Source organism: Pseudomonas sp. p21 (assembly GCF_001642705.1).
Lineage (GTDB): Bacteria > Pseudomonadota > Gammaproteobacteria > Pseudomonadales > Pseudomonadaceae > Aquipseudomonas.
This window is the reverse complement of record NZ_LWBV01000002.1, coordinates 896,896-916,028: the sequence shown is the minus strand read 5'-3', so window position 1 is coordinate 916,028 and position 19,133 is coordinate 896,896. Positions and strand designations below refer to the sequence as shown.

Sequence of the window (19,133 nt, the reverse complement as noted above, 5' to 3'; positions counted from 1 at the left end):
CAGCCACCTCACCCATTCTGTTGTAGCCCCCAATGCCCCAAATCCCCCACATCGTCCAGCGCATCATCGAACTGCTCAAACGCTACCCCGGCATCATCGCGCTCTGCGGTTTCCTCTCCGGCATCGGCAGCTTCATCCTGGTCGACCGCCAGGCTGGCCTGGCCAGCTGGATAGCCGTGCTCATGCTCGTCAGCTGGCTCTGGCTGATGCTGGAAAACACCCTCACCGGCCTGTTCGCACGTACCTTCAACCGCGAAATCCCGCAGCCGCTGCTGCGCTACGCAACGCAGATGATCCACCAGGAATCGCTGTTCTTCGTGCTGCCGTTCTTCTTCATCACCACCACCTGGAACAGCGGCCAGCTGGTGTTTACCGGCCTGCTCGGTGCCGCCGGGCTGATTTCGATCATCGACCCGCTGTACTACAAGTGGCTGGCACCGCGGCGCTGGTTGTTCCTGGCGTTGCATACCCTGACCCTGTTCGCCGCCCTGCTGACCGCGCTGCCGATCATCCTGCACCTGACCACCGCGCAAAGCTTCAAGCTGGCCCTGATCGCGGCCATGGTCCTGTCGTTCCCCAGCCTGGCCAGCAGCTTCCCGATCAACAACTGGCGCCGCGCCGTAGCCCTGGTGCTGGTCACCCTGGCGGTCGGCGGCGGTGGCTGGCTGCTGCGCTCCTGGGTACCACCGGCGACCTTGTGGATGACCGAGGTGGCGGTCAGCACCGAGGTGCTGAACCGCCAGCCGGGCGATTCGCTGGACGAAATTGCCGCCAGCCGCATCCGTAGCAGTGGCCTGTACGCCTACACCGCAATCAACGCGCCACGCGGCCTGAACGAACGGATCTACCACGTGTGGCAAAAGGACGGCCAGGAGGTCGACCGCATTGCCCTGGACATCCACGGCGGGCGCAAGGAAGGCTACCGGGCCTGGACCCACAAGCAGAACTTCCCGCCAAACCCGGTGGGCAAGTGGCAGGTGAGGGTACTGACCGAGGATGGGCAGGTCATCGGCGTGTTGCGCTTCAAGGTGGTCGATGACGCGCAGGCGCAATGATTGAAAGGGGCTGCTTAGCAGCCCCTCTGGCCTCAACAGACAGCACATAATCACCAAACAGCCCATGCCCGCTGCGCTATGATCAGCCCCTAAGCCTTAGCGCCGAGTCAGTAGCATGGAGCCGATGACCACCCCCAGCGCCACCCTGGACACCAGTAGCCAACCAGCCTGCCTGCGCATTACCGGTGACTGGACCCTGGCGCACTACGCCAGCCTCAAGCGTGAGAGCGAGCGCCTGCGCGCGCAGTACGCTGCCGATACCATCGCCGACCTCAGCCAACTGGGCCGCCTGGACACCGCCGGTGCCTCGCTGCTGGCCGAACTGCTCGGCTCCGAGCGCCTGTCGCGCTGCACCCACGACCTGCCTGACGCCAGCCGCGCACTGCTCAAGAACGTCTACTGCTCGGTGCAGGACTACTGCATCCCGGTCAAGGAACCCGAGCGTAACGTGCTGCTGTTGCTGCTGGAGCGCATCGGCTGCGCCGTCGGCACCTTGTGGCAAGACACCTTGCAGGTGCTCGGCTTCGTTGGCCTGATCCTCGAAACCCTTCTGCGTCGCGCCCTGCAACCGCATCGCTGGCGCTTCACCCCGGTCGTGGCGCACATCGAACAGACCGGCCTGGACGCCGCGCCCATCGTCGCCCTGCTGACCTTCTTGGTGGGCGCGGTGGTGGCCTTCCTCGGTGCCACGGTGCTGGCCGATTTCGGCGCGACCATCTTCACCGTCGACCTGGTGGCATTTTCGTTTCTGCGCGAGTTCGCCGTGCTGCTGACCGCCATCCTCATGGCCGGCCGCACCGCCAGCGCCTTCACCGCGCAGATCGGCTCGATGAAGGCCAACGAGGAAATCGACGCCATCCGCACCTTGGGCCTGAACCCCATGGAGCTGCTAGTGGTGCCACGAGTATTGGCGCTGTTGATTTCGCTACCCTTGCTGACCTTCATCGCGATGATCTGCGGCATCGTCGGCGGCGCGGTGGTGTGCGCGCTGACACTGGACATCTCGCCAGCCATGTTCCTGTCGCTGCTGCAAAGCGACATCGGCGTGCAGCACTTCCTGGTCGGCCTGGCCAAGGCACCGTTCTTCGCCTTCCTGATCGCCGCCATCGGCTGCCTGGAAGGCTTCAAGGTCAGCGGCAGCGCCGAATCGGTGGGGGCGCACACCACCTCGGCGGTGGTGCAATCGATATTCGTGGTCATCGTGCTGGATGCGGTGGCCGCCCTGTTCTTCATGGAGATGGGCTGGTGAGTAGCCAGGAACGCGTGATCGAAGCCCGCGGCATCTGCAACCGCTTCGGCCGCCAGAGCGTGCACGAAAACCTCGACCTCGACCTGTACCGCGGCGAGATCCTCGCCGTGGTCGGCGGCTCGGGCAGCGGCAAGTCGGTGCTGTTACGCAGCATCATCGGCCTGCGGCGGCCCAACGAAGGGCGGATCAAGGTGTTCGGCCAGGACCTGTCCGGCCTGCGCGAAGAGCAGCGCTCACTGGTCGAGCGGCGCTTCGGCGTGCTGTTTCAGAAGGGCGCGCTGTTCTCTTCACTGACTGTCACCGAAAACGTGGCATTGCCGCTGATCGAGCACGCCGGGCTGTCCCGCGCCGATGCCGAGCACCTGGCCGGGGTGAAACTGGCCCTGGCCGGGCTGCCGATCTCGGCCGCCGACAAATACCCGGCCTCGCTGTCCGGGGGCATGATCAAGCGCGCCGCGCTGGCCCGGGCACTGGCACTGGACCCTGACATCCTGTTCCTCGACGAACCCACCGCCGGCCTGGACCCGATCGGTGCCGCCGCCTTCGACCAGTTGATCCTGACCCTGCGTGACGCCCTGGGCCTGTCGGTGTTCCTCATCACCCACGACCTCGACACCCTGTACACCATCACCGACCGCATCGCCGTGCTGTCGCAGAAGAAGGTCCTAGTGGCCGGCCCGCTGGCCGAAGTCGAGCAGACCAACGACGCCTGGATTCAAGAATACTCTCATGGCCCACGCGGGCGCGCAGCCGAGCAGGCCGCTACCCGTGCCGGGCAGGAGCGCTGAGCAATGGAAACCCGAGCCCATCACGTTCTTATCGGCCTGGTCACCGTCCTGGTGGTGGCCGGTGCCATGCTGTTCGGCCTGTGGCTGGCCAAGTCCAGTGTCGACGATGCCTTCAAGGACTACGAAGTGGTGTTCAACGAAGCGGTCTCCGGCCTGTCCCGCGGCAGCCCGGTGCAGTACAACGGCATCAAGGTGGGCGACGTGTCCACCCTGCGCCTGGACCCGAAGGACCCGCGCCGGGTACTGGCACGGGTGCGCCTGAGTGCCGACACTCCGGTAAAGGAAGACACCCAGGCCAAGCTGACCCTGGCCGGCGTGACCGGCAACTCGTTCATCCAGCTCAGCGGCGGTACCCCGCAAAGCCCAGAGCTGAAAGGCAAGGACGGCAAACTGCCGGTGATCATCGCATCGCCTTCGCCAATCTCGCGCCTGCTCAATGACAGCAGCGACCTGGTGACCAACATCAACCTGCTGCTGCACAACGCCAACCAGATGTTCTCCGAAGACAACATCGGCCACCTCAGCAACACCCTGGCCAACCTCGACAAGACCACCGGCGCCTTCGCCGGCCAGCACGGCAGCATCGCCCAGGCCATCGAGCAACTGGGGCTGGTGGGCAAGCAGGCCAGCGCCACCCTGGCCGAAACCCAGGCACTGATGCGCAACGCCAACAGCCTGCTGGGCAGCGAAGGCAAGCAGGCGATCGGCAGCGCCGAGCAGGCCATGCAGTCGCTGGCAGAGAGCACCGCCACCATCAACCGCCTGCTCGAGGACAATCGCGAAGCCATCGGCGACGGCGCCCAGGGCCTGAACCAGTTGACCCCAGCAATTCGCGAATTGCGCGAAACCCTCAACGCACTCAAAGGCATTTCCCGGCAACTGGAGGCCGACCCTGGCGGTTACCTGCTCGGCCGCGACAACAACAAGGAGTTCCAGCCATGAAACCGTCGCTACGCCTGCTGGCCCTGGCGGCCGCGCTGAGCCTGGCCAGTGCCTGCTCGATCCTGCCGCAGAGCGAACCCGTCGACCTGTACCGCCTGCCGGTGAGCCAGCCCAGCCGCACGGTGCCGGCGCTGGACTGGTCATTGCGCCTGAACAAGCCGCTGGCCAGCGAAGTGCTGGCCGGACCACGGATTGCCGTGATTCCCCAAGGCGATGTGGTCAGCAGCTACAAGGGCGCGCGCTGGAGCGACGCAGTACCGGTGCTGCTGCGCAACCGCCTGCTCGACGGTTTCCAGCGTGACGGCCAGGTACAACGCCTGAGCGCTGACGACAGCAACCTGCAAGCCGACTACGAGCTGGCTGGCGAGCTGCAGGCGTTCCAGACCGAATACCACGCGGGCGGGGCAGTGGAGGTGGTGATCCGCTATGACGCACGCCTGGTCCAGGGCCGCAACCAGCGTATTCTGGCCAGCAAACGCTTCGAAATCCGCCAGCCGCTGGCCGACAAGCAGGTGTCAGCGGTGGTTGCCGGCTTCGGCAAGGCCTGCGACCAGCTGACCGGGCAGGTGGTGAGTTGGACCATTGCGCAAGCAGCCAGCGTTCCGGCTCACTGACCCCTGCCTGCTTTTTGTGGGAGCGTCAGGCGAAGAACCAGTAGCAGACGAAGATCGCCGCGATCACCCCGGACAATTCCGCCAGCAATGCGCACCCGACCGCGTGACGCACCCGCTGGATACCCACGGCACCAAAGTACACCGCCAGCACGTAGAAGGTGGTTTCGGTACTGCCCTGAATCGTCGCTGCCACCAGCGCCGGGAAGCTGTCCACGCCATGGGTCTGCATGGTCTCGATCAGCATCGCCCGCGCCGCGCTGCCGGAGAACGGCTTGACCAGCGCCGTGGGCAGGCCCTCGACGAAGCGGGTGTCCAGGCCGAGCCAGGTCACCGCATGGCGGATACCGTCCAGGGCCAGTTCCAGGGCGCCTGAAGCCCGCAGCACACCCACCGCCACCAGCATCGCCACCAGGTAAGGCAACAGGCCCTTGGCCACGTCGAAGCCTTCTTTCGCGCCCTCGACAAAGGCTTCATACACCTTCACCCGCTTCAAGGCACCGACCACCAGGAACAGGATGATCACGCCAAACAACGTGAGGTTGCCCAGGATCGACGACAGGCTGGCCAGCGCGGCCGCCGACAGGGTGCCGAGGAAGGCCATGAACCCACCTAGCAACAGGGCCCCCGGGATCAGGTAGGCGAGCACTACCGGGTCCCATAGGCGCAGCCGCTGCATCACCGCCACCGACAGCAGGCCGACCAGGGTCGAAACGCTGGTGGCCAGCAGGATCGGCAGGAACACCATGGTCGGGTCCGCCGCACCTTGCTGGGCCCGGTACATGAAGATGGTCACCGGCAGCAAGGTCAGCGACGAGGCGTTGAGCACCAGGAACAGGATCTGCGCATTGCTCGCCGTGGTGCTGCTGGGGTTCAGCTCCTGCAGCGCGCGCATGGCCTTCAGGCCGATCGGCGTGGCGGCGTTATCCAGGCCCAGGCCGTTGGCGGCGAAGTTCATGGTGATCAGGCCCAGGGCCGGGTGGCCAGGTGGCACCTCCGGCATCAGCCGGGCGAACAGCGGGCCCAGCACCTTGGCCAGCCACTCGACGATGCCAGCTTTCTCGGCGATCTTGAGAAAGCCCAGCCACAGGGTCAGCGTGCCGAACAGCAGCACCATCACCTCGACCGACAGCTTGGCCATGGCGAATATGCTCTCGACCATCGCCGCGAAGATGCCGGCGTTGCCGCCTACCAGCCATTGGGCCAGGGCAGACACTGCTGCCACCAGGAAAAAGCCAAGCCAAAGGCCGTTGAGCATCCGTGTGTTCCCCCTGAAAAATGCCCGAATGATAGCGTATCGGGGCGCATGGCTGGAGACCGCAGACCTGACACAGGACACTGTGGGAGCGGGCGTGCCCGCGAAGTAGGCAACGCGGTGGAGGCACCGGCTTCGCCGGTGTTCGCGGGCAAGCCCGCTCCCACAGGGATCACGCAGGCCTCGAGAAAAGGGTCCGCAAGCGGCCTGGAATCTCACAGGCAACAAAAAGCCCCGACAGGTCGGGGCTCTTGGTCATGCAGCAGTCAGGCTCAGCGCTTGGCAGCTTCGCCAACCATGGCCGCTTCCTGCTTGCCGGCCATCAGCGAGGCGTAGTACTTCTCGCCCTTGGCGGCGTCGTACATACCCTCCCAGCGGGCGATGACCAGGGCTGCCAGGGCGTTGCCCACAACGTTCAAGGCGGTACGGGCCATGTCCATGATGCGGTCGACACCGGCGATGAAGGCCAGGCCTTCCAGCGGGATGCCCACGCTGCCCAGGGTGGCCAGCAGGACCACGAAGGAAACACCCGGTACGCCAGCGATACCTTTGGAAGTGACCATCAGGGTCAGTACCAGCAGCAGCTGCTGGCTCCACGACAGGTCGATACCGTACAGCTGGGCAATGAAGATGGCCGCAATGCTCTGGTACAGGGTCGAGCCGTCGAGGTTGAACGAGTAGCCGGTCGGTACCACGAACGAGCAGATCGACTTCGGTGCACCGTATTTCTCCATCTTCTCGATCACGCGCGGCAGCACGGTCTCCGAGCTGGAGGTGGAGTAGGCAAGGATCAGCTCATCTTTCATGATGCGCATGATCTTGATCACCGAGAAGCCGAACAGGCGGGCAACCAGGCCCAGCACCATGAAGGCGAAGAAGGCAATGGCGAAGTACACCAGCAGCACCAGCTTGGCCAGCGGCAGCAGCGAGCTGAAACCGAAGTTGGCGACGGTCACGGCGATCAGGGCGAACACGCCGATCGGAGCGTAGTTCATGATCATGTGGGTGACCTTGAACATGGTCTCGGAAACCGCCTGGAAGGTACGCACCAGAGGGTCGCGCAGCTCTGCCTGCAGGCTCGACAGGCCCAGGCCGAACATCACCGAGAAGAAGATGATCGGCAGCATTTCACCACGCATCAGCGCTGCGAAGATGTTCGACGGGATCAGGTTCAGCAGGGTTTCGATGAACGCGTGCTCATGCTGCACTTCGGCCGCGGTGGCCTGGTACTTGGAGATGTCCACGGTACCCAGGGTGCTCATGTCGATGCCGGCGCCCGGGTGGAACAGGTTGGCCAACACCAGGCCGACGACGATGGCGATGGTGGTAACCACTTCGAAGTAGATGATGGTCTTCAGGCCGATGCTGCCAAGTTTCTTCGCATCGCCAACCCCAGCGATACCCACGATCAACGACGAAATCACGATCGGGACGACGATCATCTTGATCAGGCGAATGAAGATGTCACCAGCGGGCTGGAGGACGTTGCTGATCCACCATGCCTTTTCTGCACTGAAATGATTCAGTAGAGCGCCGATTGCAACACCCAGGACCAGACCGATGACGATCTGCCAGGCGAGGCTCAGTTTTGCCTTCTTCATGTCTTTACCCTTTGTTCTAGTGGTCATGGGCACCCGACGGAAACGCGCGTAACAGAGCCTTTGGCTAGGTCACGAGCAGCAGATGCTTCCGTCCGGCGACTTCATGTAAGGACACCGCAGGCGAGCGACAGGGCGCTCGGGCCAGCGAAAAAGGCGGCAACTATTGCGATGGCAAAGGGGGAAATCTAATGCCGGAAGCGCATAGCCCATGCCGATTACGCATAACATTTCTGACCAAACCAGAAGGTTCGCAAGTGCTTGATTTACAACGTTCGGAATCCCGAACAAGACCAAACCGCCATATTTAGGCAGATTTGGCAGAGTGAAAAGGGCAAGGAACATGGCCTGTTCGACAATCCGAATGGCTGAAATGCCGCTTGTACAAGCACCGGGTTGGTCGAAAAAAAATGGATGTACGGTCGAGACAAAATGTGTCCCGGAGAGGAAATCGCGCAGGGGAAGAGACGTTTCCTACATGGCTCCTCGGAAGTCAGGTCTGGTCAAGTGCCCCTATGACACCGCCGACCTGAAACTTCCGATTCCGCCTTTCCTGACCCGGCCCATTGCTGGAGGCACTCCCTGTACCCCTAGGCCACTCCGATTCTGCAACAATCAGAACAGCCCGGCCCCTTGGTCATGTGCCGCCCCTCCTCGGGACGGCGCATCATAGAAGCCTGAAATATAGAAAGTTTCAGCTTCTATTACGTGACAGCGCATGACTTTTCATCCGTACCGGGTGCAAACCCTCAGTACCAGTTCGGGTCACGCTTTAGCTGCTCCTGCAACATCGCCTTCATGCCGTCGTCCGGCTCACCCAGCCAGCGGTACTGCGCATGGCGGGTTGGCGACTTGTCGTTCGGCAAACCTTCGGGTACCTCCACGAGCATCCCGTAGGCATCGTCCTTGTCCCAGCTGAACGCCACGATCAGGCGCTTGTAGGTGCAGTTGTCCTGGCCTTCGCACAAGGGGCCGACCAGGTACTTGTCGCCGTCTTCGGTAACGGCGGACATCTGCTGCTGGGCACTGCCGGTCAGATTGACCACCCAATCGGGCAGGCGTTCCTCGCCTTTGATCGTGTCCTGCCAGGTTTCCCGGTACTCCGGGTCCGAACCGAGCAGCTGGTCGACCCGGACCAGGCCGTCATTGGCCGCCATCGCCACCGCGCTGCCACCCAGTAGCAGGGTGGCAGCCAGGGCTGTCCAACGCTTACTGCTCATCTTCAACCTCGTCCACGTCCAAAGAAGAAAGAGGCTACGAACAGTACCAGGAAGACAATGAACAGAATCTTCGCGATACCCGTGGCAGCGCCCGCGATACCACCGAAGCCGAGTACGGCGGCGACAATGGCGATGATGAGGAAAGTGATAGCCCAGCTCAGCATGGTGGTTCTCCTTTCTTTATCGAAATCGGTCCGGCGAGTCAGAACACCCAGCGGTCCTGGGGTACGACATTTTCCAGGGTGCCCGGTGAGGCAGTGGCCTGGCCGGAGGGCAGCGGGTCGGCGGCCCTGACCAGAGTGTTGGCACGGGTTGCCTGAATCTGCGTCAACAGGGCGGTCTGCGCCGCCACTTGCTCGGCCAGGCGCGCGGTCTGCCAGCTGTAATAGAAGAGGCCAGCGGCCAAGGTCAGCAACAGCGCCAGGCCGAGTGACAGCATCTGGCGCAGGGGCAGTGCGGCGTTATGCAAGCGGTTGACGGATTGGCGATTCATGCCGGCTCCTCCTGCTGTAATTCTTGTTCAAACCTGAACAGGTAACTGCAGCCTGCATGCCAGCCTTTTTCTTCCAATAAAATTCTTTTAAATCATATAGTTATGAAAATACCGCGAACCCGGCAAGGACGTATCCTGCACGATGCCGCCCGGGCCGTCGTGCGATTTGCACGATCAGCCCTCGACCTTGGTCGCCACCTTGAGCAGGTCGGCATCCACCCCGCGCACGCCGATGATCTGCCGGGCGATCTCCACGGCTATGGTTTTCTGCTCGCTGCTGACCACCTCGCCCGAAAGCCGCACCAAACCCTCTTCGCTGGCCACTTTCAGGTTCGGGCCATCGAGGTTGCGGCTGAAGCGGTAGCTGTTCTGGATCTTGTCGATAATCCAGCTGTCACTCGGTTGCGGCCCGGTCGGCGCGCCCACCGGGACTTCCCGGGCCTTGGCCATGGCGGCTGTATCGAGGCTGACCAGGTTGTTGACCAGGTGCACACCCTCGGTAGTACGCGCCACCACCCCGGCCAGCTCCTTGGCCTCGGCGCTGTCGACCTTGCCGCGCAGGGTCACCACACCTTCGCTGCTCTGTACATCTATAGGCGCCTTCTCGGTGGTGCGACTCCATAGCAGCCGCGCACGGATCACCGCGGCCAGGGTGGCATCCTCCAGGCGCTGGGCGTAGGCACGCAGCGCCAGCGGGCGTTCCACCAGCTGGGCATCGACCCGCAGCTGGTTGTCCACCTGCTCGATGCCACGGGTCGCCAAGGCCACATGCTCGGCCAACTGGCGTTCGACTTCGTTCTCCACCTCACCGGAAAGCCGCGCCTGCTTGCCGTCCACCTCGACCTCGATACGAAATGGGTCGAGCATGCGGTTCAGCGACAGGGCCGTTTGCAGTGCCCCCTCCAGGCGGGCGTCCTGCACCGGGCCGGCGAATGCCGGGGTGAACACCGGCAGCAAGGTGGCTGCCAACACGGCGGTGCGAATGGAAAAGGACATGGCAGTGCCTCCTTTTGTAGAGCAAAAGCTAAAAATCCTCGCAACCAATGTGCCACCGTGGACCTCTAAGGAAATCATCGGGATATCGCGGCATCCAGGCGTTGATTGGCCATTGGCTAGCATGCAAAGCAAAGACTCATTCACAATTGACCATGCAACTTGCCCGATTTTCCCCACACTAAATGAAGATCTATCCTTAAGGAGCGCAGCACATGGAGTCAGCCCCGGACAACCAAGGCCGCATTCTGCTGGTGGATGACGAGTCCGCGATCCTGCGCACCTTCCGCTACTGCCTGGAGGACGAGGGCTATAGCGTGGCCACGGCCAATAGCGCCGCCCAGGCCGAAACCCTGCTGCAGCGCCAGGTTTTCGACCTGTGCTTCCTGGATTTGCGCCTGGGCGAAGACAACGGCCTCGATGTGCTGGCGCAGATGCGTATCCAGGCCCCCTGGATGCGGGTGGTGATCGTCACCGCGCACTCGGCGATCGACACGGCGGTGGACGCGATCCAGGCCGGTGCCGCCGATTACCTGGTCAAGCCGTGCAGCCCCGACCAGCTGCGCCTGGCTACCGCCAAGCAGTTGGAAGTGCGCCAGCTTTCCGCTCGCCTGGAGGCCCTGGAAGGTGAGGTTCGCAAACCCAAAGACGGCCTCGACTCGCACAGCCCGGCCATGATGGCGGTGCTGGAAACCGCCCGCCAGGTCGCCACCACCGACGCCAACATCCTCATCCTGGGTGAGTCGGGCACAGGTAAAGGTGAGCTGGCCCGGGCCATCCATGGCTGGAGCAAGCGCGCGCGCAAAGCCTGCGTGACCATCAACTGCCCGTCGCTGAACGCCGAGCTGATGGAAAGCGAGTTGTTCGGCCACACCCGCGGCGCCTTCACCGGTGCCAGCGAAAGCACCCTGGGGCGAGTCAGCCAGGCTGATGGGGGCACGCTGTTCCTCGACGAAATCGGCGATTTTCCACTGACCTTGCAGCCCAAACTGTTGCGCTTCATCCAGGACAAGGAATACGAGCGCGTCGGCGACCCGGTCACCCGCCGCGCCGATGTGCGTATCCTCGCCGCCACCAACCTCAACCTCGAAGAGATGGTGCGCGAAAGCCGCTTCCGCGAAGACCTGCTGTATCGCCTGAACGTCATCACCTTGCACCTGCCGCCCCTGCGCGAGCGCAGTGAAGACATCCTGACCCTGGCCGACCGCTTTCTCGCCCGCTTCGTCAAGGAATACGCCCGGCCTGCCCGTGGCTTCAGTGACGAAGCCCGCACGGCCCTGCTCAACTACCGCTGGCCCGGCAACATTCGAGAATTGCGCAACGTGGTGGAGCGGGCCAGCATCATCTGCCCGCAGGAACGTGTGGAAATCAGCCACCTGGGCATGGGCGAACAGCCTGCGAGCAACGCCCCGCGCGTCGGCGCCGCGCTGAGCCTGGATGAGCTGGAGCGCGCCCACATCGGCGCGGTGCTGGCCGCCAGCGACACCCTGGACCAGGCCGCCAAGACCCTAGGGATCGATGCCTCCACCCTGTACCGCAAACGCAAGCAGTACAACCTATGAGGTGGCCGCCCATGAAGCTGCGCACGCGGCTTTTCCTCAGCATTTCGGCGCTGATCACCGTGGCCCTGCTCGGGCTGCTGCTGGGCCTGGTCAGTGTGCTGCAGATGGCCACAGTGCAACAGCGACTGGTGCGCGATACCACCCACGCCCTGGAAGTAGGGCTGAAGTTGCGCCAGAACCTTGGCGAACAGTTGACCCTGATCCTCGATGACCAGACCGCCCCGGAGAACCTGCGGTTGCTGCAGGACAACTTCCAGGTCCTGCTCAACCAAGGGCTGGAACAAGGCGGCGAACGCACCGGCTTCAGCAAGGCCAGCAGCAATTACCAGGCCTTCCTCCAGGCCTACCGCGACAGCCCGGCGCCGGCCCGTAGCATGGGCGTGGAGCAGCCACTGGGCGCCGCGTTCAACCAGGTGCGCACCGACCTGATCGATTCCCACAAGCAGGCCCTGGAACACATCACCCGCAGCGAGGAACACACCCGCGACCACGCCCTGCTGGTCAGCGGCGTACTTGGCCTGATGGGTCTGGTGGTGCTGGTACTGGGCTTCATCACCGCGCACAACATCGCCCGGCGCTTCGGCCAGCCGATCGAAGCCTTGGCCAAGGCAGCCGACCAACTCGGCAAGGGCAATTTCGACATCACCCTGCCGGTCACCCAGGCCACCGAACTGAACCAGCTGACCCGCCGCTTCGGCCTGATGGCCGATGCCTTGCGCAAGCACCAGGCCACCAACGTCGATGAACTGCTGGCCGGCCAGCAACGCTTGCAGGCCGTACTGGACAGCATTGACGATGGCCTGCTGATCATCGACCGCCAGGGCCGCCTGGAGCACCTCAACCCGGTGGCGCAACGCCAGCTGGGCTGGACCGACAGCCGTGTGGGCAGCAGCCTGCCCGAAGCCCTGCAACGCCCGGAGCTGGAACAGCAGCTACGCCAGGTACTGCGCGGCGGCAACCTCGACCGCCAGCCTGACGACCTGAGCATGGAGGTCGATGACGAAACGCGCCTGCTCGCCTACAGCCTGACCCCGGTCAGCCACCCGCAAGGGCCAATCCTTGGAGCGGTAATGGTGCTGCACGATGTCACCGAGCAGCGAGCCTTCGAACGCGTGCGCAGCGAGTTCGTGCTGCGTGCTTCCCACGAGCTGCGTACCCCGGTGACCGGCATGCACATGGCCTTCGGCCTGTTGCGCGAGCGGCTCAAGTTCCCGCCCGAAGCGCGCGAGCATGACCTGGTGGAGACCATCGGCGAGGAAATGCAGCGCCTGACCCAGTTGATCAACGACCTGCTCAACTTCAGCCGCTACCAGAGCGGGATGCAGAAGCTCGACCTGGCCCCCAGCGCCATCGACGAGCTGTTGGATCGCGCACAACGGCGCTTTGCCGACCCGGCGGCGCACAAGCAGATCGAGTTGATCACGGAACTGGAGCCGCCGCTACCGCGTATCCAGGCCGACGTCGCCCAGCTCGATCGGGTGCTGGACAACCTGTTGCATAACGCCATCCGCCATACCGCCAGCGGCGGACGTATCCGCCTGCATGCACGACGGCATGCGGAACGGGTGATCATCAGTGTCGAGGACAACGGCGAAGGCATTGCCTATGGGCAGCAGGGGCGCATCTTCGAGCCCTTCGTGCAGGTAGGGCGCAAGAAAGGCGGTGCGGGGCTGGGCCTGGCGTTGTGCAAAGAGATCGTGCAGCTGCATGGCGGGCGCATGGGCGTATTTTCCCGGCCGGGGCAGGGGACCCAGTTCTACATGGCGTTGCCGGTCTGAATGTTGCCTGTCCCCGCCTCATCGCCGGTGCAGGATCACTCAATGCTCAACCCGCCGCGGCAGCCGTCCGCGGGTCACCAGTTCGGCAAACTGCCGGGCATTCAATGGCCTGGCAAACAGCCAGCCCTGGCCATAATTGACCCCTTCGCTGTTCAGCAGCACCGCCTGGTCTTCACACTCGATGCCTTCGGCAATTACCCGCAGGTGCAAGTCATGAGCCATGCGGATGATATGCGGGGCAACTCCGCTGCTGGCGGCGTCATGCCCCAAGGCATCAATAAAGGCCTTGTCGATCTTCAGGCAGTCCACCGGCAGGGTCTGCAAGTAGGCCAGGCTGCAATAACCCGTACCAAAATCGTCGATCAGCACCTGATGCCCCACCGCGCGCAGCGCCTGCAGGTTGTCGCGGGCCACCACCACGTCGATCAAGCCACGTTCGGTCACTTCGAAGGCAATCTGGCTGGCCGCCACCCGATGCAAAGCCAGCAAGCGCGCCGCCACCCGGCCAATGCGCGGCACCATCACATCGCAGGCCGCCAGGTTCACCGAAATGTACAGGTTGGGGTGCGAGCGCAGCAGTTGCCCTAGCTGTTCCAGCACACGCTGCAGGACAAAGTCAGTGATCTGGCGAATCTGCCCGGTGTTTTCCGCCAACGGGATGAACAGGTCCGGGCTGGTCAGGGTGCCATCCGGGCGGCGCCAGCGCACCAGGGCCTCGGCACCCACACAGCGCCGGCTGTCGAGTTCGAATATCGGCTGGTAGAGCACCTGCAGCTCGCCACGGCGCAAGGCATTCTGCAATTCGGAGCTCATCGACCGCCGCTGCAGGATCAGTTGCAGCACCAGCCAGCCGATGCAGCAGGCCGCCAGTACACTGCCGGGGAACAGAAGCCAGAGCATGCCGTTCATCCTCAACGGCAGGCTCGCCCGGGGGGCAATCAGCACCAGCTGGTAGTCCGGTGACTTGGTCGGCATACGGTAGATCAGGCGGTCGCTGAGTTCGAGCAGTGACTTGTGGCTGGTCGACCAGGCCGAGGGCGGCGGCCATACCTGCGGCGGGCCCAGTACGGGGATAGCCCTGGTGCCGTTGTCCAGCACCACCACCAGGCTGCCGCCCGGGGGCAGGTCGACCACATCGGTCAGGTGCCCACGGGAGGTGGAGACCACGAACTTGCCCCGCCCCAGCATCAGCGCGGCCAGGTTCTCGTTCGGTTCGGTCGTGGTGTTCAGCCAGTAACTGTAGGTCGGCCCCTGGATGTCGGGGACCCGCAAGGGTTCGAACGCCCGCTCATCACCGCGGTTGGAGCAGACAACATCACCATCCACGTAGGCGGCTTCATAAATGAAGCGTGAACTCAGGCCTACCTGCTGCAATGCCGTCAGCATCGCCGGGCTGCAGCCGCGCAAGGGCTGCGCCTGCAGCAGGTCGACCCCTTCGCGCAACTGGCCGAACACCTGTTCGAGCCGCTCGAGAAAGCGCTCGCCCTGGGCGTTCATCTGTGCACTCTCGCTTTGCTTCATCTGTTGCAGGGCAATGCCGATGCTGGCGGAGAGCAACAGTGCCGCGCTGGCCAGTGCTGCCAATGTGGCCAGCATCCAGGGACGGTAAAAAATTTGGCGCAGCAAGGCGATGAAGGCTGACATCGAAGGCATCCAGTTGATAACTAAGGTATAGCAACTGAATCGGGAATCACCTTCGCCGTTTGGCGCTTCGTTTGCTTGTTGGGAGATGGCCATCTGCCAAGACTGCGCTGTCGCGCAGAGAACTCGATTTGCAAGCGCAACGCGGACCCTGCGGGAGCGGGCGTGCCCGCGAAGAAGTAAACGCGGTGGCTGGCACCGGCTGCGCCGGTGTGCGCGGGCGCGCCCGCTCCCACAGGGTCCGCGTAGCCTCGCTGACGGCTCAACGCATCCGGTTGAGCACCTGCAGCATCGCCGCCGTCTGCGCATCCGGCATGCCATCGAAGCGCTGCGGGCGGAAACGCATCTGGAACGCGGCGATCACATGGCGGGTGGCAACATCCAGTACCCCGGTCTGCTCGATCGCATAGCCAAACCGCGCCAGCTCCTGCTGATACCAGCCAACGCTCGGCGGGTTGGCGCTGAAATAGGCCTGCTGCCGTGCTACGGCATTGGCATCCGGCCAGACACCCAGCCCGGCGTCGGCCAGGCGCTTCCACGGGAACAGCGGCCCCGGGTCCAGCTTGCGCAGCGGCGCAATGTCGCTATGGCCAATGATGTGCCGTGGCTCGATGTTGTTACGTTTGACGATGTCCTTGAGCAGCGCGATCAGCGACTGGACCTGCGCTTCGCTGTAAGGGTGCCAGACCCGGCCATTCGGCGTGTCGGTGAAGCCCGGGTTGACGATTTCTATACCGATGGACGAGGAGTTCAGCCAGGTTCGCCCCTGCCACTGGCTATCACCGGCATGCCAGGCGCGGCGGCTTTCATCCACCAGCTGGTACACCGTCGCCGGGCCATCACCAATCAGGTAATGGCTGCTGACTTCGCCATGGGTCAGCAACGCCAGGGAACGCTCCAGCGAAGCATTGGTGTAGTGCAGGACAACGAACTGGATGCGGTTGTCCTGGTTGACCGAAGGGTGGCTGTGATCGATGCGCAGGCCCGTCGAGCAACCAGCGACAGACAAAAGCAGGAAGGAAATCAGGGTTTTTTTAAGCGTGGAAAACACGTCAATGGCCTCAGCGAATGAGCGCTACAGTATAACGTGCTCCCTGAGGACCGTGCTTGCCGCGAGTCAGCGGCTGCCGGCTATGCCTGCTCGACGCGATTGCGCCCCAACTCCTTGGCCCGGTACAACGCCGCATCGGCGCGCTTGAGCACCTGGTCGCCGCGCTCACCGGAACGGAATGCACCCAGGCCGATGGAGGTGGTGATCACTACCCGTTCGCCCTTGAAGTGGAAAGGGCATGCCTCGACCGTGGCCCGCAGCACCTCGGCTATCTGGGCGGCGTCGGCCGGCGAGGTCTGCGGCAACAGCAGGACAAACTCCTCGCCGCCAAAGCGGGCGATGAAATCACCGCCGCGCAGGCGCTTGCGCAACTGGTCGGCGACGATCTTCAGTACCTTGTCCCCGGCCAGGTGCCCATAGCTGTCATTGATACGCTTGAAATGGTCCAGGTCGAGGATCGCCATCGCCAGATGACCGCCGTGCGCCTGCCATTCGAGTATTTCGCGCTCGACCCGTTCGCTCCAGGCCGCACGGTTGGGCAGGCCGGTAAGGGGGTCGAGCAGGGCTTTCTGACGCTGCTCTTCCAGGTGCTCGCGGTAGCCGAGCGCCTCCTGCTCCATGTTCGCCACCCGCTCCGACAGCCCTTGCAGGCGCCCGGCCAGCTCCTGCTCGCGGCGATCGCGCTCGTGCTTGTGCTCGTCCATGGTCACCAGCAGGCCTTCCAGACGGTTTTCCAGAATGTGCTTGAGGCTGTCCACATCGGCGGCACCTTGCACACTGCTCTGCAGCCCATCGACGTGCTCACGCAGCTGGGTATCCAACTCGCGGGCGGCCGAGCTGTTGTCGGCATGGCCGGCGCTGGCCTCGTGCAGGTGGCTCTGGAAACCTTCCAGGCGTTCGTTGAGCTGCTGCAGGTAGGTTTCGAATTCGTGCTGGCCGCTGTCGGTAATCGCCAGCATGAGCACAGCCAGGTCATCCAGTACCGGGATCAGCTCATACCAGTTCAGGCCGCGGGCGACCCGCTCGCGCATGTTCAGTGCCTGGGCCTTGTGCCGCTCCGGCAGGCTGAGGTCATCGAGCAGGCCGATCAGGGTTTGCTCGATGTGCGCAGCAACCTGGCTATAGGGCGGCTCTACCGCGTAAGGCAGGGCATAGGGGCCGTCTTCGCCGAAGGTTTCTTCTAGTGTTTGTGCCGGTTCTGCTTTAGCCGGTGCCTCGCTTGCGGCAACTTCCGGTGCTGGCACGTCGTCCGGTAGCGGCTGCGGCAGCGGGGCTGGCGACAGTTCGGCCGTTTCGATCAACGCGGGGCCAGCAGCCTCCAGCTCGGGCCCGGGCGCTACGGGCGCCTCGACAACAGCAGCTGAAAAGGCTGGTAGCCGCTGTAGCGCATCCACATCGTTGGCATCGACACTGCCCGGTGCTGCCAAGGGCTGCGCCTCGGCAACAGGCGACGTCAGCGGCACAAACGCTGGCTCGCCTTGCGCGTCATCCTCGCGGCTGCCGAACAAGCGCTGCAAGAACCCGGGCCGGGCGTCTTCCCCCGATTTGCCCAGGGCTGACAGGGCACGGCCCTGCAAGCCGCTCAACTCACCGAGCAACGGTGGCAGGTCGCGTGACTGAGCCACGCCGCCATCGAGCTTCTTCGCCAGTTTTTTCAACGGCCGCGAGACATCGCTTGGCAGCGGCAGGCCTTGCAGTTGACCGACCAGCGCGATAAGCGCATCGCTGACCTGGTTCATGCGGGTTTCCCGGCGCTGTTCGGAGTCCAGCACCGCCTTCTCAAGACGCGGAATCAGCCCGGCAAGGCCGGCGTCCATGTTGTCGCTGCGGATGACCTCGCGCATTTCCTTCATGCACTGGTCCACCACCTTGTCACTGCCTTCGGCAGCCAGGGTGCTGCGTACCAGGCCGCGGCGCAACAGGTCGAGACGGGCGTCCCAACGGCGCTCGAGCTTTTCCTGCTGCTCGATGCTTTTAAGGTATTTCTCTTTCCAGCGCTCAGCGTCTTCAGTCATGCCCGGGTCCGCAAACGGTGATGGCAATTAGCTCAGGACCGGCAGCGTATCCACAGTCAATGCATCAGGCAATCGAATCTCGACAGCAACGGGAAGGTGGTCGGAAATTGGCTGCGCCAGCACCTCGACACGCTCCAGCGTGAGGCTTGGGCTGAGCAGGATGTGGTCCAGGCAACGCTGTGGGCGCCAGCTGGGGAAGGTGGCCTCGACTTGCGGGGCAATCAGGCCCAGATCGCGCAGCGGCGAGTGCTCCAGCAGGTCGGTGGCATGGGTATTCATGTCGCCCATCAGCACCTGGTGGCGGTAGCCGCCAATCAGCTCGCGGATGTAGCCCAGCTGCAGGGCGCGGGTCTTGGCGCCGAGGGCCAGGTGCATCATCACCACGATCAGCGCATCTTCGCCCTCGCCGAAACGCACCAGGATCGCACCACGCCCAGCCGGGCCGGGCAGCGGGTGGTCTTCGAGCAGCTGCGGCTTCAGGCGGCTGAGCACGCCATTGCTGTGCTGGGCAAAACGCCCAAGGTTGCGGTTGAGTTGCTGGTACCAGTAGGGGAAGGCGCCCAGGTGGGCCAAGTGCTCGACCTGGTTGACGTAGCCCGAGCGCAGACTGCCGCCATCGGCCTCCTGCAAGGCCACCAGGTCGAAGTCGCCCAGCAGTTGGCCAATCTTCTGCAAGTTGCCGGCACGACCGTTGTGCGGCAGCAGGTGCTGCCAGCTGCGGGTCAGGTAATGCCGGTAGCGCTCGGTGCTGATGCCCACCTGGATGTTGAAACTGAGCAGCCGCAGGCGACCATCCTCCGGCAGGCCCGGGGCCTGCAGGTGATGTTCGTTGACCTGCGGCTGGTGCAGGCCAATGCCACGCGCGGTTCTGAAGCGGCGCAT

Annotated in this window: 16 protein-coding genes and 1 pseudogene; 7 read left to right on the top strand and 10 right to left on the bottom strand. The window is 63.7% G+C overall.

All coding sequences use genetic code 11. From position 1 onward, the window contains the following. Nucleotides 1-32: 32 nt before the first annotated feature. The 5 genes from A4C63_RS09140 to A4C63_RS09120 all read left to right on the top strand — a co-directional run bounded on the left by A4C63_RS09140 (nucleotide 33) and on the right by A4C63_RS09120 (nucleotide 4,648). Nucleotides 33-1,055, top strand: coding sequence for a DUF5924 family protein (locus tag A4C63_RS09140; RefSeq protein WP_063912387.1), 1,023 nt, complete (start codon nucleotides 33-35; stop codon nucleotides 1,053-1,055). 115 nt (nucleotides 1,056-1,170) lie between these two features. After that, nucleotides 1,171-2,304: an ABC transporter permease gene (locus A4C63_RS09135; RefSeq protein ID WP_063912386.1), complete on the top strand. Its 1,134-nt coding sequence runs from the start codon at nucleotides 1,171-1,173 to the stop codon at nucleotides 2,302-2,304. Next, nucleotides 2,301-3,092, top strand: a complete 792-nt coding sequence (locus tag A4C63_RS09130) for an ABC transporter ATP-binding protein (protein ID WP_063912385.1) — start codon at nucleotides 2,301-2,303, stop codon at nucleotides 3,090-3,092. The genes A4C63_RS09135 and A4C63_RS09130 overlap by 4 nt, the downstream gene beginning before the upstream one ends. Before the next feature lie 3 nt (nucleotides 3,093-3,095). Then, nucleotides 3,096-4,034: an MlaD family protein gene (locus tag A4C63_RS09125; protein ID WP_063912384.1), complete on the top strand. Its 939-nt coding sequence runs from the start codon at nucleotides 3,096-3,098 to the stop codon at nucleotides 4,032-4,034. Continuing rightward, the gene (locus tag A4C63_RS09120; RefSeq protein ID WP_063912383.1) at nucleotides 4,031-4,648 is read left to right on the top strand and encodes an ABC-type transport auxiliary lipoprotein family protein; all 618 of its coding nucleotides are present in this window, start codon (nucleotides 4,031-4,033) and stop codon (nucleotides 4,646-4,648) included. The genes A4C63_RS09125 and A4C63_RS09120 overlap by 4 nt, the downstream gene beginning before the upstream one ends. Before the next feature lie 25 nt (nucleotides 4,649-4,673). Here the strand turns inward: A4C63_RS09120 and A4C63_RS09115 are convergent, their stop codons facing one another. The 6 genes from A4C63_RS09115 to A4C63_RS09095 form a co-directional block, all read right to left on the bottom strand. Further along, nucleotides 4,674-5,903: a nucleoside recognition domain-containing protein gene (locus tag A4C63_RS09115; protein ID WP_063912382.1), complete on the bottom strand. Its 1,230-nt coding sequence runs from the start codon at nucleotides 5,901-5,903 to the stop codon at nucleotides 4,674-4,676. A gap of 269 nt (nucleotides 5,904-6,172) precedes the next feature. After that, nucleotides 6,173-7,501: a glutamate/aspartate:proton symporter GltP gene (gltP, locus tag A4C63_RS09110; RefSeq protein WP_025337235.1), complete on the bottom strand. Its 1,329-nt coding sequence runs from the start codon at nucleotides 7,499-7,501 to the stop codon at nucleotides 6,173-6,175. 746 nt (nucleotides 7,502-8,247) lie between these two features. Then, nucleotides 8,248-8,718 carry an inhibitor of vertebrate lysozyme family protein gene (locus A4C63_RS09105; protein WP_063912381.1) on the bottom strand — a complete coding sequence of 157 codons (471 nt, stop codon included), beginning with the start codon at nucleotides 8,716-8,718 and terminating at the stop codon, nucleotides 8,248-8,250. Nucleotides 8,719-8,720: 2 nt separating this feature from the next. Then, the gene (locus A4C63_RS25095; protein WP_003252966.1) at nucleotides 8,721-8,882 is read right to left on the bottom strand and encodes a DUF1328 domain-containing protein; all 162 of its coding nucleotides are present in this window, start codon (nucleotides 8,880-8,882) and stop codon (nucleotides 8,721-8,723) included. Nucleotides 8,883-8,920: 38 nt separating this feature from the next. After that, a complete protein-coding gene (locus tag A4C63_RS09100) occupies nucleotides 8,921-9,211 on the bottom strand; it encodes a hypothetical protein (RefSeq protein WP_063912380.1) in 291 nt (96 codons plus the stop codon). A gap of 174 nt (nucleotides 9,212-9,385) precedes the next feature. Further along, a complete protein-coding gene (locus A4C63_RS09095) occupies nucleotides 9,386-10,207 on the bottom strand; it encodes a BON domain-containing protein (protein ID WP_063912379.1) in 822 nt (273 codons plus the stop codon). Nucleotides 10,208-10,419: 212 nt separating this feature from the next. On the opposite strand from A4C63_RS09095, the gene algB reads away from it, so the two are divergent. Next, nucleotides 10,420-11,766, top strand: a complete 1,347-nt coding sequence (algB, locus tag A4C63_RS09090) for a sigma-54-dependent response regulator transcription factor AlgB (protein ID WP_063912378.1) — start codon at nucleotides 10,420-10,422, stop codon at nucleotides 11,764-11,766. Further along, nucleotides 11,763-13,544: a KinB sensor domain-containing domain gene (locus A4C63_RS09085; RefSeq protein WP_063912377.1), complete on the top strand. Its 1,782-nt coding sequence runs from the start codon at nucleotides 11,763-11,765 to the stop codon at nucleotides 13,542-13,544. The genes algB and A4C63_RS09085 overlap by 4 nt, the downstream gene beginning before the upstream one ends. Before the next feature lie 39 nt (nucleotides 13,545-13,583). On the opposite strand, the gene A4C63_RS09080 is transcribed toward A4C63_RS09085, so the two are convergent. From A4C63_RS09080 to A4C63_RS09065, 4 genes and pseudogenes are all read right to left on the bottom strand, one after another. Next, nucleotides 13,584-15,188 (bottom strand): EAL domain-containing protein, encoded by a 1,605-nt coding sequence (locus A4C63_RS09080; RefSeq protein WP_063912376.1) that lies wholly within the window; start codon nucleotides 15,186-15,188, stop codon nucleotides 13,584-13,586. A gap of 259 nt (nucleotides 15,189-15,447) precedes the next feature. Beyond that, nucleotides 15,448-16,236 carry an N-acetylmuramoyl-L-alanine amidase gene (locus A4C63_RS09075; protein WP_063912375.1) on the bottom strand — a complete coding sequence of 263 codons (789 nt, stop codon included), beginning with the start codon at nucleotides 16,234-16,236 and terminating at the stop codon, nucleotides 15,448-15,450. Between the two features lie 80 nt (nucleotides 16,237-16,316). Further along, a complete protein-coding gene (locus A4C63_RS09070; protein ID WP_063912374.1) occupies nucleotides 16,317-18,251 on the bottom strand; it encodes a GGDEF domain-containing protein in 1,935 nt (644 codons plus the stop codon). A 27-nt stretch (nucleotides 18,252-18,278) separates the two neighbouring features. Continuing rightward, nucleotides 18,279-19,111 (bottom strand): annotated as a pseudogene (locus tag A4C63_RS09065) (endonuclease/exonuclease/phosphatase family protein). Nucleotides 19,112-19,133: the final 22 nt, after the last annotated feature.

Excerpts from the sequence above, each read along its gene's own strand:
- A4C63_RS09140 (WP_063912387.1), top strand. The coding sequence starts at position 33 with ATGCCCCAAATCCCCCACATCGTCCAGCGCATCATCGAACTGCTCAAA.
- A4C63_RS09135 (WP_063912386.1), top strand. The coding sequence starts at position 1,171 with ATGGAGCCGATGACCACCCCCAGCGCCACCCTGGACACCAGTAGCCAA.
- A4C63_RS09125 (WP_063912384.1), top strand. The coding sequence starts at position 3,096 with ATGGAAACCCGAGCCCATCACGTTCTTATCGGCCTGGTCACCGTCCTG.
- A4C63_RS09120 (WP_063912383.1), top strand. The coding sequence starts at position 4,031 with ATGAAACCGTCGCTACGCCTGCTGGCCCTGGCGGCCGCGCTGAGCCTG.
- A4C63_RS09115 (WP_063912382.1), bottom strand. The coding sequence starts at position 5,903 with ATGCTCAACGGCCTTTGGCTTGGCTTTTTCCTGGTGGCAGCAGTGTCT.
- gltP (WP_025337235.1), bottom strand. The coding sequence starts at position 7,501 with ATGAAGAAGGCAAAACTGAGCCTCGCCTGGCAGATCGTCATCGGTCTG.
- A4C63_RS09105 (WP_063912381.1), bottom strand. The coding sequence starts at position 8,718 with ATGAGCAGTAAGCGTTGGACAGCCCTGGCTGCCACCCTGCTACTGGGT.
- A4C63_RS25095 (WP_003252966.1), bottom strand. The coding sequence starts at position 8,882 with ATGCTGAGCTGGGCTATCACTTTCCTCATCATCGCCATTGTCGCCGCC.
- A4C63_RS09100 (WP_063912380.1), bottom strand. The coding sequence starts at position 9,211 with ATGAATCGCCAATCCGTCAACCGCTTGCATAACGCCGCACTGCCCCTG.
- A4C63_RS09095 (WP_063912379.1), bottom strand. The coding sequence starts at position 10,207 with ATGTCCTTTTCCATTCGCACCGCCGTGTTGGCAGCCACCTTGCTGCCG.
- algB (WP_063912378.1), top strand. The coding sequence starts at position 10,420 with ATGGAGTCAGCCCCGGACAACCAAGGCCGCATTCTGCTGGTGGATGAC.
- A4C63_RS09085 (WP_063912377.1), top strand. The coding sequence starts at position 11,763 with ATGAGGTGGCCGCCCATGAAGCTGCGCACGCGGCTTTTCCTCAGCATT.
- A4C63_RS09080 (WP_063912376.1), bottom strand. The coding sequence starts at position 15,188 with ATGTCAGCCTTCATCGCCTTGCTGCGCCAAATTTTTTACCGTCCCTGG.
- A4C63_RS09070 (WP_063912374.1), bottom strand. The coding sequence starts at position 18,251 with ATGACTGAAGACGCTGAGCGCTGGAAAGAGAAATACCTTAAAAGCATC.